The sequence below is a fragment of the Rhodobacter sp. P2_H5 genome (assembly GCF_056403335.1).
On the sequence record NZ_JBFUFS010000005.1, the window covers coordinates 81,860 to 94,562 of the forward strand.

Sequence of the window (12,703 nt, forward strand, 5' to 3'; positions counted from 1 at the left end):
TTACTCCGCCAAAACCCAGGTATCCTTGACGCCGCCACCCTGAGAGGAGTTCACGACCAGTGATCCCTCCGTCAGGGCCACCCGTGTCAGCCCCCCCGGCACCAACTCTATCCTCTCGCCTACCAGACAATAGGGCCGCAGGTCCACATGACGCGGCGCCACACCCTCTTCGACAAAGGTCGGCGTGGCGGACAGGGCCAGCGTCGGCTGGGCGATGTAGTTGGAAGGGTCCTTCTCGATCTTGGCGCGGAACATCTCGACCTCGGCCTTGGTCGATTTCGGCCCGACCAGCATGCCGTAGCCGCCCGAGCCGTGAACCTCCTTGACCACCAGCTCCGGCAGGTGTTCCAGCACATATTTGCAATCGTCGGCCTTGGCGCATTGCCAGGTCGGCACATTGTTCAGGATCGGCTCTTCGCCCAGATAGAAGCGCACCATTTCCGGCACATAGGTGTAGACCGCCTTGTCGTCGGCCACCCCGGCCCCCGGCGCCGAACAGATCGACACCCCGCCCGAACGGTAGACATCCATCAGCCCCGCCACGCCCAGCATCGAATCCGGGCGGAAGCACAGCGGGTCGATGAAGGCATCATCAAGTCTGCGATAGATCACATCGACGCGCTTCGGCCCCTGCGTCGTGCGCATGTAGACGAACTCGCCCTCGACAAACAGATCCTGCCCCTCGACCAGTTCGACCCCCATCAGGTCGGCGAGGAAGGAATGCTCGTAATAGGCCGAATTGTAATGCCCCGGCGTCAGGATCACCACGGTCGGGTCACCCTGGCATTTCATCGGCGCGACCGAGGTCAGCGTGCGGCGGAGAAGTTCGTGGTAGCGGTCCACCGGCTCGATCCGGTTTTCGCGGAACAGGTCGGGGAACATCCGCATCATCATCTCGCGGCTTTCCAGCATGTAGGAAACGCCTGAGGGCGTGCGGCAATTGTCCTCGAGCACGAAGAAGTCGTTCGGCCCGGTGCGCACGATGTCGATGCCCACGATATGGGAATAGACCCCCATCGGCGGCACGAATCCCACAACAGCGCGTTCATAAGCCGCGTTCTGGTAGACGAGGTTGGCAGGGATGCGCCCGGCGCGGATGATCTCGCCCCTTCCGTAAACATCGACCAGAAAGGCGTTGAGCGCCCGGGCCCGCTGCTTGATGCCGCGTTCCAGCCGCGCCCATTCGTTATGGGTGAAGACGCGCGGGAACATGTCGAAGGGGATCAACCGGTCCGGGTCACCGCCCTCGCCATAGACCGCAAAGGTGATGCCGATGCGGCGGAACAAGGCCTCGGCCTCGGCCTGTTTCTGGATGCGCAATTCGGCGGGCATGGTGCGCATCCAGGCCTCAAGCTGGGCATAAGGCGGGCGCACGGCGTTTTCGAGATACATCTCGTTGAAGCTTTTGGTCATGTTGGCGACCTTTCCTGTCTGAGGCCAGTAAACCCACCCGTTGCGCCAGCGGGAAGGGGAAGGCGCGAGAAAACAGCGTTTTCTTTCAACACTGCCCAAAAGTTACGCAACAAGCACCTGAAATCTTGCGGCTCCCGCAAGGCATTGCGACGGAGGGCCGCCGAATGCGGGTGAAATGCCCGGCAAATGCGCTTTATACTGCCGCAATGTCGCCCAGCCCGCTGATCATTCCGACCCGACAGGGGCTTTATTGCCCGGCGGGGGATTTCCACATCGACCCGATGGGAAAGGTGCCGCGCGCCCTTGTCACCCATGGCCATTCCGACCATGCGGCGCGCGGAATGGGCGCCTATCTCTGCACCGATCAGGCACTTCCCGTGATTCGCCACCGTCTGGGCAAGATCAGCGCGGAGGGTCTGGCCTATGGCGCGCGGCGCCAGATCGGCGAAGTCACCGTCAGCTTCCATCCCGCCGGCCATGTCCCCGGCTCCGCACAGATCAGGATCGAGCATGCAGGCGAAGTCTGGGTCGTCTCGGGCGACTACAAGACCGAGGCCGATGCGCTCTGCGAACCCTTCGAGCCTTTGCGCTGCGATACCTTCCTCAGCGAGTGCACCTTCGGCCTGCCGATCTTCCAATGGCGGCCGGAGGCGGAGGTTCTGGCCGAAATAACCCAATGGTGGCAAAGGAATGCCGCCGAGGGCCGGGCTTCCGTCCTCCTCGCCTATTCCTTCGGCAAGGCGCAGCGCCTGATGGCAGGGCTCGCCGGCCTTGGCCCGATCTGCACCCATCCCGTGGTGGAATCGGTAACAGAAATCCTGCGCGTTCAAGGCTATGCCCTGCCGCCGACCCTGCCCCTGACCGATGCCCCGCCGCCCGCCGGCGCCCTCGTCATCGCAACGCCCAACGCCATGGCCAGCGACTGGGCGCTTGGCCTTGGCCCGCATGAGACCGCTGCCGCCTCGGGCTGGATGACCCTTGCCGCCCGGCGCAAAGGCACCTCCGCCGCCTTCACCCTGTCCGATCACGCCGACTGGCCCGGCCTCAATGCCGCCGTAAAGGCCACCGGCGCGGCCCAGGTCCTGACCATGCACGGCTATACTGAAGCCTTCAGCCAGCACCTCGCAGCCCAGGGCCTGCAGTCTCGCGCCCTGCCATGATCCGCTTCGCAGATCTCCTCGCCACAGGCACCCCGACCGAAGTCCGCTTCAAAGCCTATGCGGCCGAGGTCGGAGCACAGGAGGCCGCAGCCGCCCGCGCCCTCCTCTCCGGCAGCCGCCCGAAACGCATCGCCTCCGCCGTCATGCTGCTGGCCTGGGTGGCGGAGGCGACCGATACCCCGCCCTTCCTGCTGGACCATTGCCTGCACGCCTGCCCCGACAAGGCGGAACTCGCGGCCCTGCTCCTCCCCGCCCCAACCGGCACGCCCCCGACCCTGACCGAGTCCCTCACGCAACTCACCGGCCCCGCGCCCTACCTCGCCCTCGCCCGCCGCCTGCCCCCTTCGGCGCGGCTGATCCTCAACCGCCTCGCCGCCGGCACCTTCCGCGCGAAACTGCCCCCCCCGCAGGAGGCACCGCAAACCCCGGGCACCTGCCTCGCCATCCTGACCCTGATCAACCCCGCCGCCCCCGAGGCCACCTTCGCCCTGCCCCACGGCAACGGCCTGATCCCGCTCACCAAACTCCGCCTCACCCTGCCGGAGACGCCCGAGATCCTGGCCTGGGTCCGCGCCAACACCACCGACCGCTTCGGCCCCCTGCGCCAGGTCACCCCGACCCTCGTCTTCGAGATCGCCCACCAGGGCACCACCCCCAACACCCGCCGCAAATCCGGCTTCGACCTCATCGAACCCCAGCTGGTCGCCTGGCACCGCGCCCTCACCCCCGACCGCGCCACGCCGCTCTCCCATTTCATCCAGATCTGAATATCCATCTTCCCCGGCCCGCCGTTCACGCCGAACTGTGGCAAATCGCGGTTTCAAATCCGCCCCCGCCCCCCTACATAGGACCAAAGCCAGATGAGGTTCCGATGTTCACCAAATTCCGCCCGCTTCTCGATGCCAGCGCCGCAGGCTCCGCCCCCGGCAACCTCGGCCCGCTGCCCGACTGGGACCTGACCGACCTTTATCCCAGCCCCGACAGCGCCGAATTCGCCCGCGACATGTCCTGGCTGAAGCAAAGCTGCGCCGGCTTTGCCGCAACCTATCAGGGCAAGCTCGCCACCCTCTCAGCCGAAGCCATGCTCGACTGCGTCCAGACCTATGAGCGGATCGAGACCACCGGTGGCCGCGTCATGTCCTATGCCGGCCTGCGCTACTACCAGAACACGCTGGATTCCGACCGCGCCAAGTTCATGGCCGATGCCGAGGGCGAAATCACCGATTTCACCGCCTCGCTCGTCTTTTTCTCCCTTGAATTCAACCGGCTGGAAGACGACCATCTGGCCAATCTTCTGGCCGAGAACCCTGCCCTCGCCCGCTACAAACCGGTGTTCGACCGGATGCGCGCGATGCGCCCGCACCAACTGTCCGACGAGCTGGAACAGTTCCTGCACGACACTTCCGTCGTCGGCGCCTCGGCCTGGAACAAGCTCTTTGACGAGACGATGGCGGGTCTCATGTTCTCGGTCAAAGGCGAGCCGGAGGAGATGTCGCTGGAAGCGACGCTGAACCTTCTGACCGACACGGCCCGCCCGAAGCGCGAGGCTGCCGCCCATGCCCTGGCCGAGGTCTTTGAAAAGAATGTCAAACTCTTCGCCCGCATCCACAATACGCTCGCCAAGGAAAAGGAAATCCACGACCGCTGGCGCAAGATGCCTTCGCCGCAGGCTGGCCGCCACCTCGCCAACCACGTCGAACCCGAAGTGGTCGAGGCTTTGCGCAATGCCGTCGTGGCGGCCTACCCGAAGCTCTCGCACCGCTACTACAAGCTGAAGGCGAAATGGATGGGCCTTGACCGCCTGCAGGTCTGGGACCGCAACGCGCCCCTGGCCGAGGAAACCCCGCGCCTCGTCGGCTGGGAGGAGGCGGTGGAAACCGTCCGCTCCGCCTATGCCGCCTTTGACCCGCGCATGGCCGAGATTGCCGAGCCCTTCTTCACCAAGGGCTGGATCGATGCCGGCGTCAAACCCGGCAAGGCCCCCGGCGCCTTCGCGCACCCGACCGTGACCACTGTGCATCCCTATGTGATGCTCAACTACCTCGGCAAACCGCGCGACGTGATGACCCTTGCCCATGAACTCGGTCACGGTGTCCACCAGGTCCTGGCGGCGGGGCAAGGCGAGCTTCTCTCCTCCACCCCCCTGACGCTGGCCGAAACCGCCAGCGTCTTTGGCGAGATGCTGACCTTCCGCAAGCTTCTCGACAACGCCAAGACCCCTGCTGAACGGAAGACCCTCCTCGCCGGCAAGGTCGAGGACATGATCAACACGGTCGTCCGCCAGATCGCCTTCTACGATTTCGAATGCAAACTCCACGCCGCCCGCGCCGATGGCGAACTGACGCCCGACGACATCAACGCCTTGTGGATGTCGGTGCAGGCGCAATCCCTCGGTCCAGTCTTCGACTTCATGGACGGGTATGAGACCTTCTGGTCCTATATCCCCCACTTCATCCACTCGCCGTTCTACGTCTATGCCTATGCCTTCGGCGACGGGTTGGTGAACGCGCTTTACGCCACCTATGCCGAGGGGCTGCCGGGCTTTGAGGACAAGTATTTCGAGATGCTGAAGGCGGGTGGAAGCAAGCACCACAAGGAGCTTCTGGCGCCCTTCGGTCTGGACGCCAGCGACCCCAAGTTCTGGGACCGCGGGTTGAGCATGATCGCAGGCTTCATCGACGAGCTTGAGGCGATGGAGGCTTAATCCACTGCTTCAAGACTTGGCTTCAAGCCTCTGATACTTCTTTGAAATGTGACGGCAGATCGTGCAGCGGGATGTTCAGCAGATCCTTGTGCAGTTCTGCCGCCACATGGGCATGCAGCGCCTTGGGCAGGGCCGCGCGCAACAGACCCAAAAGCCTGGGGCCGGCGGCGATCACGATCTGATCGTAGCTGCCCTTGGCCCATTCCGCCTCCAGCGCGGCCACGACATGGCGGCAGAAGCGCTGACGCTCCTCGTCGACCTTGGTGTCGGACCCGCCGGCCTCCAGCCCCGGCGCCCCGCCCGCCGAAGCTTCCTCCCGGTTCAGCGAAATCTCGGCCAGGTCAGGCTCATGGGTATGGACAAGACGGAAGCCGTCATCGGCGGCAATCAGGTACAGGCTGCGCAGTTTTTTCATGGCATTCTCCAGTTTAGGTTGCGCTGACCCTGACAGAGCCTCCCTCCGCCCGCCTTGATCTGGAGCATGTTTGGACTGGATATCTGATTTGATCTGCATCGGGTCTTGCAGCGGGAAATGCGTAAAAGGCCGAACACTTTGCCCGGATTTACCACTGCGCAAGGAAGTTGCCCTAGTCTGGGGCCTTGACCGCCAAAAACCGGGAGGACCCATGTGCCAGAATGACGACAGCTGCCAGCAGCACGCCAAGCTCGGGCGGCGCAATTTCATGAAGATCATGTCGCTTGGTGCGGGGATGAGCCTGGTCTCGGTCGCCTCGCCCCTGCGCGCCAGCGGCAAGGCCGAGGCGATCATGCTGTCCTGCATGGATTTCCGGCTGGTGGACGACCTGGTCCGCTATATGGACGGCCACGCCATGCATGACGAATACGACCATGTCGTCCTCGCCGGGGCCTCGCTGGGCGCGATGCACGAGAAATTCGCCGCCTGGCATCAGGTCTTCTGGGACCATGTCGGCCTCGCGGTCAAACTGCACAAGGTCGAAGAGATCATGGTGATCGACCACCGCGATTGCGGCGCCTACAAGCTCGCTTATGGCGAGGAGGCCGTGGCGACGCCCGAACTGGAAACCGCCGTCCATACCCGCGTGCTGGAGGCGTTCAAGCAGGAAGCCGGCAAACGCTTTCCCGAGTTGAAGGTGCGCGGCTTCCTGATGGCGCTGGACGGCACGGTCCAGGACCTCATCCCGACCGCCTGAAGCCAAAGGCCGGGCACCCTACCCGGCCTTCTTCAACCCGTTGCGCCTTACAGCGTGACGGTGCTTTCCATTTGGAACACCCGGTCGATCATGGCTTGCGTGCCGCGAACAAACTCAAGCGGGCAGGGATAAGGCGTGCCATTGCGGACCGAGCGGCTGAAAGCCTCGACCTGGTTGACATATTGGTTCACGCCGGGGAACCGCTCGATCGTGACCTTCTGGCCGGGCTGATGCAATTCCAGCTGGGCCTGATCATGGACCCCGGCGTTGAAGGGCGCGTTGGCGACGCGGATCATGCCCTTGTCGCCCTGGAAGACCACTTCCTGCCGGTTGAACAGCCGCATCGAGGTCATGGCGGAATAGGTGAAACGGCCTTGCGGCCCGCCCATCACGCTGAAGACCTGGGCCCAGACATCGACGCCATTCTCGCGCCGGACCTTGCTTTGCAGCTCGGCCGGTTCGGCCCCGGTGACATAGCGCACCGAGCCATAGGTATAGACGCCGATATCGCGGATGCCACCGCCGCCGGCATCGGCGCGGTTGCGGATATTCGTCACGTCAGAGCGGTTGTCATAGGAAAACGCCGCGTCGACATGGGTGATCTTGCCGATGGCGCCTTCTTCGACCAGCTGCTTGGCGCGCTGCCACTGCGGGTGGAAGACGATCATATAGGCCTCGGCGGCGAGTTTCTTCGCGGCGTCGCGGGCGTGGATGATCTGGTCGATCTCGCGCGCATGCAGCGCAATCGGCTTTTCGGTCAGCACGTTCTTGCCCGCGGCCAAGGCCTTCAGAGTCCAGATGACGTGGAGGTGGTTGGGCAGCGGGATATAGACCGCCTCGACCTCGGGGTCGGCCAGAAGCGCGTCATAGGAATCGTGGATCTTGATGCCGGGGCAGAACTCGATGAAAGGCGCGGCTTTTTCGGTCGAATGGGTGGCCAGCGCGAAAAGCTCGGCCCCTTTGGCGGCATGGATCGCCGGCGCCATATGTTCCCGTGCAAACTTCGCGGCGCCCAGGACGCCCCACTTCACCGCAGCCATTGCTGTCTCCTCCCAAGGGTTTTGGCAGGCTAGGAACTTCGCGCGGCTTCGGCAAGCGGCAAGTCGCTAAAGCCCGCGCAAACCCTTGCGGTTCTTGCGGAAAAGCCACAGCGACTTGATCACAATGGCGCAGTAACCGATCTCGATCACCACCATCGTCTCCCAGGGGAAGGTCAGAAGTGCAGCGACCAAGGCCACGAAACCGACGATGACGAAACGGACATTCTCGGCATAGACGGTGACCGATTTGAACGAGGGTGTCGGGATCCGGCTGATCATCAGCCCGCCGACCAGCACCATCCAGACCGCGAGCAGGGGCGCGGGAAGCGGGGCGGTCTCGGGCGCCATGAAGGCGAAGCACAAGGGCAAAAGTGCCAGCATGGCGCCTGCGGGCGAGGGCACGCCGGTGAAGTTGCCCGAGGGTTTCTCCCCCGGGTTCTCGGCCGCGCGTTCGATCTGCATCCGGTTGCCGATGTTGAACCGCGCGAGGCGCAGAAGACAGCAGGTCGCGTAGATCAGCGTCGCAATCCAGCCGCCGCTTTGCAGCCCATGCAGGCCCCAGAGGTAGATGATCAGCCCCGGGGCCACGCCGAAGTTGACGAAATCCACCAAGCTGTCGAGCTCGGCCCCGATCTCGCTTTCGCTGCGCAAAAGCCGCGCCACCCGGCCATCGAGCCCGTCCAGCACGGCGGCCACCAGGATCATGCCCACCGCGGCCTTGAAATCCCCCGTCACCGCGAAACGGATGCCGGTCAGGCCGGAACACATGGCCGAAATCGTCATCAGATTGGGCAGCAATTGCACCAGGTTCAGTTCGGATCCGCTGCGGGGCTGTTCGCTCATCTCATTCCCTCCGCGCCAGACGCGCCGGGGATTGCGCCGACAGATCGGCGATGATGCTTTCGCCAGCGATCATCGTCTGACCCAGCGCCACCAGAGGCGCCACACCCGGCGGCAGGTACACGTCCAGTCGCGAGCCGAAGCGGATCAGCCCGAAGCGGTCGCCCGCCCGCAAGGACTGCCCGGTCTTGGCAAAGCACAGGATGCGCCGCGCCACCAGGCCCGCGATCTGCACGACGGCGACCTTGGTGCCATCCTCCATCGAGATCAGCAAAGCATTGCGCTCATTGTCTTCCGAGGCCTTGTCGAGCGAGGCATTGACGAAAGTGCCCGGGCGATAGGCAATCGCCTCGATCTTGCCGCCCACCGGCATCCGGTTCACATGGCAGTTGAACACCGACATGAAGACCGAAACCCGGGTCAGCGCCTGCGGCCCCATGCCCAGTTCCACCGGCGGCACCGCCGGCTCGATCAAGGAGATCACGCCATCGGCCGGCGACAGGATCAGCGTATCATCCAGCGGGACCGAGCGTTTGGGGTCGCGGAAGAAGTAATAGCACCAGACGGTCAGCCCGACGCCAAGCCAACCCAACGGCTCCCAGATCAGGAACAGCACAAGCGTGATCACCGCAAAGATGCCGACAAAACGCCAGCCCTCGCGGTGCATCGGTTTGATGAAAGTCTCCAACATGGTCATGGGCGGCTCCTGGCTGTTGGGGCGGTGATACGCGGGGGCGGGCTGAAGTTCAATCGAAACTCCCGCCGGAGGGGGCGCGCGGGCCGGGCGGCGCCACGGGTTTGCCCCGATGATTTGAATCAAGGCGCGGGTCACGCTCCGGGGCCAAGCTGAGGGCAATCTGCGGAGCATGGGATCTGATGAACCGACGCATGGCCTTGTTCCTTCTGGGTCTGGGATCGCTGGCAGCGGTGTCGGGCGGAGTGGTCCGGCACCGGTTTGTGGCGGATCTGGCCCGGGCGCGGGCCAAGATTACGGGCGCCAGTCAGGTCATTGCGACCCGGTTCGGCGCGGTGGAATATGCCGAGGCGGGCCAAGGCCCTCCGGCCTTGATGGTCCATGGCACCGGCGGCGGCTTTGATCAGGGGCTGTTGTTTGCCGCCCCCCTGGCGCGGGCGGGGTTTCGCGTCATCTCCCCCTCGCGCTTTGGTTATCTGGGGTCGGATTTTCCGGCGGATGCCTCGTCCGAAGCGCAGGCAGACGCGCTGGCGGCGCTGCTGGATGCGCTGGGGCTGGACCGGGTGCCGGTGCTCGGCGGTTCCGCCGGCGCGTTGAGTGCGATCCAGTTCGCGATCCGCCACCCCGCGCGCTGTGCGGGTCTGGTCGCGATCGTGCCGGCCACTTTCGTGCCGGGGCGCAAGCCGATGCGGCCCACGAAGCTCGGGGCAGCGATCATGGAATACGCGCTGGGGTCGGATTTTCTGTTCTGGGCCGGGATGGAACTGGCCGAGGACCCGCTTTTCGCCACGCTTCTGGCCACCGACCCTGCGCTGATCCACGCGGCCCCGGCAGCCGAACAGGCCCGGGTGCGCGCCATCCTGCGCGGCATCTTGCCGGTCAGCGCCAAGCGGCGCGGTCTTTTGAACGATGCGGCTTTGGCGGGGAACCCGAAACCCATGGATCTGGACCGGATCACGGCACCGACGCTGGCGATTTCGGTGGAGGATGACCGCTTCGGCACCGCCGAGGCCGCGCGCCATATCGCGGCTCAGGTGCAGGGCGCCAAGCTGGTGATCTACCCGACCGGCGGCCATGTCTGGGTCGGTCACGACGCCGAAGTCTTTGGCGCCGTGACCAATTTTCTGCGCGGGATCTGAAGCGCGGCGTCCCGGTTCAGGCCGGAACCACCATGCCCTTGGTCAGGGCCAGCTGGCGCATCCGCTCCTGCAGCTTTTCAAAGGCGCGCACCTCGATCTGGCGGATGCGCTCGCGGCTGACGCCATAGGCTTCCGACAGCTCCTCCAGCGTGACCGGGGTATCGGCCAGGCGGCGCTTGGTCAGCACATCTTTCTCACGCTCGTTCAGCGCCGACATGGCCTGCGTCAACAGGGCATGGCGGGTGTCGTATTCGTTCTTTTCGGCATAGTCGCCGGCCTGATCGCTGTCTTCATCTTCCAGCCAATCCTGCCATTGGCTGCCGCCCTCTTCGCTGCCGACCGTGGCATTGAGCGAGGCATCGCCGCCCGACAGGCGCCGGTTCATCGAGATGACCTCCGCCTCGCTGACCGACAGGTCCTTGGCGATTTGYGCCAGGTTTTCGGGCCTGAGGTCGCCCTCTTCCAGGGCGCCAACCTTGGCCTTGGCCTTGCGCAGGTTGAAGAACAGCTTCTTCTGGGCCGAGGTCGTGCCGAGCTTCACCAGGCTCCACGAGCGCAGGATATATTCCTGGATCGAGGCGCGGATCCACCACATGGCATAGGTGGCCAGACGGAAGCCCTTTTCGGGATCAAAGCGCTTGACCGCCTGCATCAGGCCAACGTTCGCTTCCGAAATCACCTCAGCCTGCGGCAACCCGTAGCCGCGGTAGCCCATGGCGATCTTGGCCGCGAGGCGCAGGTGCGAGGTGACCATCTTGTGTGCGGCCTGGGTGTCCTGATGATCGACCCACCGTTTGGCCAGCATGTATTCTTCCTCAGGTTCCAGCAGCGGGAACTTGCGGATTTCCTGCATATACCGGTTAAGCCCCTGTTCCGGGCTTGGTGCCGGCAGATTTGCATAGGTGCTCATATTCGACGCCCCCTGTGACATTCCGGTGCGATAGCGCCCCCGGGATAAAGAGTTGATCAGGTATGAACCACTGACCCATGGTTCAAGACCCCTGCCCTAACATGCCTGTATTCCGACTTCTGCGGAACGGTATGCATGTATGAGTTGACAAAGTGTGAACTGGTTCGAGTCTAAATACCAGCGCACAATCTGCGCGAGCCGGCAGGGTCTTGGTGCGAAAATGCACGAGGGGCGGGGCTGGCCTTACACCGTGCCGCGCAGGGCCTCCAGAAGGGCGGTGAAATCGGCCGGCAGGGGCGAGGCGAAGTCGAGCCTTTCGCCGGTCACCGGGTGGTCAAAGCCCAAGGTTGCGGCATGCAGGGCCTGACGCGGGAAGTTGGCTGCGACATCGGCCGCAGCACCAAAGGTCTTGGGCGCCAGCTTGCGGGTGCCGCCATAGGTCGGATCGCCGATCAGCCCGTGGCCGGCATAGGCCATATGCACACGGATCTGGTGGGTGCGCCCGGTTTCCAGCCAGCATTCGACCAGCGAGGCCGCGCCGTGGAAGCTCTCCATGACCCGGGTGCGGGTGACGGCATGGCGGCCCACGCCATCCCAGACCACGGCTTGTTTCTGGCGGTCGGTCTTGTGGCGGGCCAGTTCGGTGGCGATGCGGATGATTCCCCCCGCCTCGACCGTGATGCCGCGCAACCCGCGCAGGCGGGGGTCGCCGGCGTCGGGCTTGCCGTGGACCACGGCGAGGTAGCGGCGGGCGACGGTATGTTCCTCGAACTGCTTGGCCAATCCATGATGCGCGCGGTCGGATTTCGCCACGACCAGCAGGCCGGTGGTGTCCTTGTCGATGCGGTGAACGATGCCGGGGCGCCGCTCGCCGCCGATGCCGGACAGGGTATCGCCGCAGTGAAACAGCAGCGCGTTGACAAGCGTGCCGTTCGGCGTGCCGGGGGCGGGATGCACCACCATCCCAGCGGGCTTGTCGATCACGATCAGGTCGCCATCCTCCCAGATCACCGACAGGGGGATATCTTCGGGCAAGGTCTCCACCGCCACGGCGGGGTCAAGCTGGATGCGGTAGGTCTCGCCCTCGGCGACCTTGGCCTTGCCATCGGTGACGGGCTGACCCTCGCGGCTTACCGCGCCTTCGGCGATCATCCGGGCCAGGCGCGAGCGTGACAGCGCCGCCTCCTCTGGCACAAAGAGCGCCAGCGCCTTATCAAGGCGCGCAGGCGCGTCCTCGGGGATGGTGATGTAGAGTGCATCCTCCTCGGGCAGGTCGTCATTTGCGAAAGAGGGGACCATGGCCGAAACTCCTGAAGATACCGAGGTGAGGCTTCCGCCCGCCCTGCGCTGGCTGCAAGCGCTGGTGATTGCCCTGACGCTCAGCCTGATCGGCGGTGTCATAACGGTGGTTTGGCTGCTTGTCACGCGACTGCCGGTGCCGGGCGCCTATCCGGGCGCGCATCCGTCCTTGCCGCCTGCCCTACAGATGCCGGCGGGGGCCACGGCGGCGGCGGTGACGATGGGGTCGGGCTGGGTCGCGGTGGTGACGACCGACAACCGGATCATGGTCTTCGGCGCGGATGGCAAGTTCTGGCAGGAGGTGGCGGTCAAGCCGCCCGCCCCCTGATCCC

13 protein-coding genes are annotated in these 12,703 nt (G+C 64.6%); 6 read left to right on the forward strand and 7 right to left on the reverse strand.

What is annotated here, in order from left to right; all coding sequences use genetic code 11:
- Nucleotides 1-1,413: a circularly permuted type 2 ATP-grasp protein gene (locus AC1DVR_RS08310; protein ID WP_478000085.1), complete on the reverse strand. Its 1,413-nt coding sequence runs from the start codon at nt 1,411-1,413 to the stop codon at nt 1-3.
- A gap of 164 nt (nt 1,414-1,577) precedes the next feature.
- Here AC1DVR_RS08310 and AC1DVR_RS08315 point away from each other — a divergent pair, with 164 nt between their 5' ends.
- From AC1DVR_RS08315 to AC1DVR_RS08325, 3 genes are all read left to right on the forward strand, one after another.
- Entirely contained in the window at nt 1,578-2,573 is a 996-nt protein-coding gene (locus tag AC1DVR_RS08315; protein ID WP_478000086.1) for a ligase-associated DNA damage response exonuclease, read from the forward strand.
- On the forward strand, nt 2,570-3,340 hold the full coding sequence (locus AC1DVR_RS08320) for a hypothetical protein (RefSeq protein ID WP_478000087.1): 771 nt from the start codon (nt 2,570-2,572) through the stop codon (nt 3,338-3,340). The genes AC1DVR_RS08315 and AC1DVR_RS08320 overlap by 4 nt, the downstream gene beginning before the upstream one ends.
- 104 nt (nt 3,341-3,444) lie before the next feature.
- The gene (locus AC1DVR_RS08325; RefSeq protein ID WP_478000088.1) at nt 3,445-5,277 is read left to right on the forward strand and encodes a M3 family oligoendopeptidase; all 1,833 of its coding nucleotides are present in this window, start codon (nt 3,445-3,447) and stop codon (nt 5,275-5,277) included.
- Nucleotides 5,278-5,299: 22 nt separating this feature from the next.
- On the opposite strand, the gene AC1DVR_RS08330 is transcribed toward AC1DVR_RS08325, so the two are convergent.
- Complete coding sequence (locus AC1DVR_RS08330; protein WP_478000089.1) at nt 5,300-5,692, reverse strand: baeRF12 domain-containing protein; 393 nt, start codon at nt 5,690-5,692, stop codon at nt 5,300-5,302.
- A gap of 211 nt (nt 5,693-5,903) precedes the next feature.
- Here AC1DVR_RS08330 and AC1DVR_RS08335 point away from each other — a divergent pair, with 211 nt between their 5' ends.
- On the forward strand, nt 5,904-6,449 hold the full coding sequence (locus AC1DVR_RS08335) for a carbonic anhydrase (protein WP_478000090.1): 546 nt from the start codon (nt 5,904-5,906) through the stop codon (nt 6,447-6,449).
- 47 nt (nt 6,450-6,496) lie between these two features.
- On the opposite strand, the gene AC1DVR_RS08340 is transcribed toward AC1DVR_RS08335, so the two are convergent.
- The 3 genes from AC1DVR_RS08340 to AC1DVR_RS08350 form a co-directional block, all read right to left on the reverse strand.
- On the reverse strand, nt 6,497-7,489 hold the full coding sequence (locus AC1DVR_RS08340; protein ID WP_478000091.1) for a Gfo/Idh/MocA family protein: 993 nt from the start codon (nt 7,487-7,489) through the stop codon (nt 6,497-6,499).
- Nucleotides 7,490-7,555: 66 nt separating this feature from the next.
- Nucleotides 7,556-8,332, reverse strand: a complete 777-nt coding sequence (pssA, locus tag AC1DVR_RS08345; RefSeq protein ID WP_478000092.1) for a CDP-diacylglycerol--serine O-phosphatidyltransferase — start codon at nt 8,330-8,332, stop codon at nt 7,556-7,558.
- Between the two features lies 1 nt (nt 8,333).
- Nucleotides 8,334-9,197, reverse strand: a complete 864-nt coding sequence (locus AC1DVR_RS08350; RefSeq protein ID WP_478000093.1) for a phosphatidylserine decarboxylase — start codon at nt 9,195-9,197, stop codon at nt 8,334-8,336.
- Nucleotides 9,198-9,205: 8 nt separating this feature from the next.
- Between AC1DVR_RS08350 and AC1DVR_RS08355 the strand changes: the two genes are divergently transcribed.
- Complete coding sequence (locus AC1DVR_RS08355; RefSeq protein ID WP_478000094.1) at nt 9,206-10,162, forward strand: alpha/beta fold hydrolase; 957 nt, start codon at nt 9,206-9,208, stop codon at nt 10,160-10,162.
- Between the two features lie 16 nt (nt 10,163-10,178).
- Here AC1DVR_RS08355 and rpoH read toward each other — a convergent pair whose 3' ends face one another.
- Nucleotides 10,179-11,072, reverse strand: a complete 894-nt coding sequence (rpoH, locus tag AC1DVR_RS08360) for an RNA polymerase sigma factor RpoH (RefSeq protein ID WP_478000095.1) — start codon at nt 11,070-11,072, stop codon at nt 10,179-10,181.
- A 243-nt stretch (nt 11,073-11,315) separates the two neighbouring features.
- Entirely contained in the window at nt 11,316-12,371 is a 1,056-nt protein-coding gene (locus AC1DVR_RS08365; protein WP_478000096.1) for an RluA family pseudouridine synthase, read from the reverse strand.
- Here AC1DVR_RS08365 and AC1DVR_RS08370 point away from each other — a divergent pair.
- On the forward strand, nt 12,370-12,699 hold the full coding sequence (locus tag AC1DVR_RS08370; protein WP_478000097.1) for a DUF6476 family protein: 330 nt from the start codon (nt 12,370-12,372) through the stop codon (nt 12,697-12,699). The genes AC1DVR_RS08365 and AC1DVR_RS08370 overlap by 2 nt on opposite strands.
- Nucleotides 12,700-12,703 lie beyond the last annotated feature (4 nt).

Excerpts from the sequence above, each read along its gene's own strand:
- AC1DVR_RS08310 (WP_478000085.1), bottom strand. The coding sequence starts at position 1,413 with ATGACCAAAAGCTTCAACGAGATGTATCTCGAAAACGCCGTGCGCCCG.
- AC1DVR_RS08315 (WP_478000086.1), top strand. The coding sequence starts at position 1,578 with ATGCGGGTGAAATGCCCGGCAAATGCGCTTTATACTGCCGCAATGTCG.
- AC1DVR_RS08320 (WP_478000087.1), top strand. The coding sequence starts at position 2,570 with ATGATCCGCTTCGCAGATCTCCTCGCCACAGGCACCCCGACCGAAGTC.
- AC1DVR_RS08325 (WP_478000088.1), top strand. The coding sequence starts at position 3,445 with ATGTTCACCAAATTCCGCCCGCTTCTCGATGCCAGCGCCGCAGGCTCC.
- AC1DVR_RS08330 (WP_478000089.1), bottom strand. The coding sequence starts at position 5,692 with ATGAAAAAACTGCGCAGCCTGTACCTGATTGCCGCCGATGACGGCTTC.
- AC1DVR_RS08335 (WP_478000090.1), top strand. The coding sequence starts at position 5,904 with ATGTGCCAGAATGACGACAGCTGCCAGCAGCACGCCAAGCTCGGGCGG.
- AC1DVR_RS08340 (WP_478000091.1), bottom strand. The coding sequence starts at position 7,489 with ATGGCTGCGGTGAAGTGGGGCGTCCTGGGCGCCGCGAAGTTTGCACGG.
- pssA (WP_478000092.1), bottom strand. The coding sequence starts at position 8,332 with ATGAGCGAACAGCCCCGCAGCGGATCCGAACTGAACCTGGTGCAATTG.
- AC1DVR_RS08350 (WP_478000093.1), bottom strand. The coding sequence starts at position 9,197 with ATGCTCCGCAGATTGCCCTCAGCTTGGCCCCGGAGCGTGACCCGCGCC.
- AC1DVR_RS08355 (WP_478000094.1), top strand. The coding sequence starts at position 9,206 with ATGAACCGACGCATGGCCTTGTTCCTTCTGGGTCTGGGATCGCTGGCA.
- AC1DVR_RS08370 (WP_478000097.1), top strand. The coding sequence starts at position 12,370 with ATGGCCGAAACTCCTGAAGATACCGAGGTGAGGCTTCCGCCCGCCCTG.
- AC1DVR_RS08365 (WP_478000096.1), bottom strand. The coding sequence starts at position 12,371 with ATGGTCCCCTCTTTCGCAAATGACGACCTGCCCGAGGAGGATGCACTC.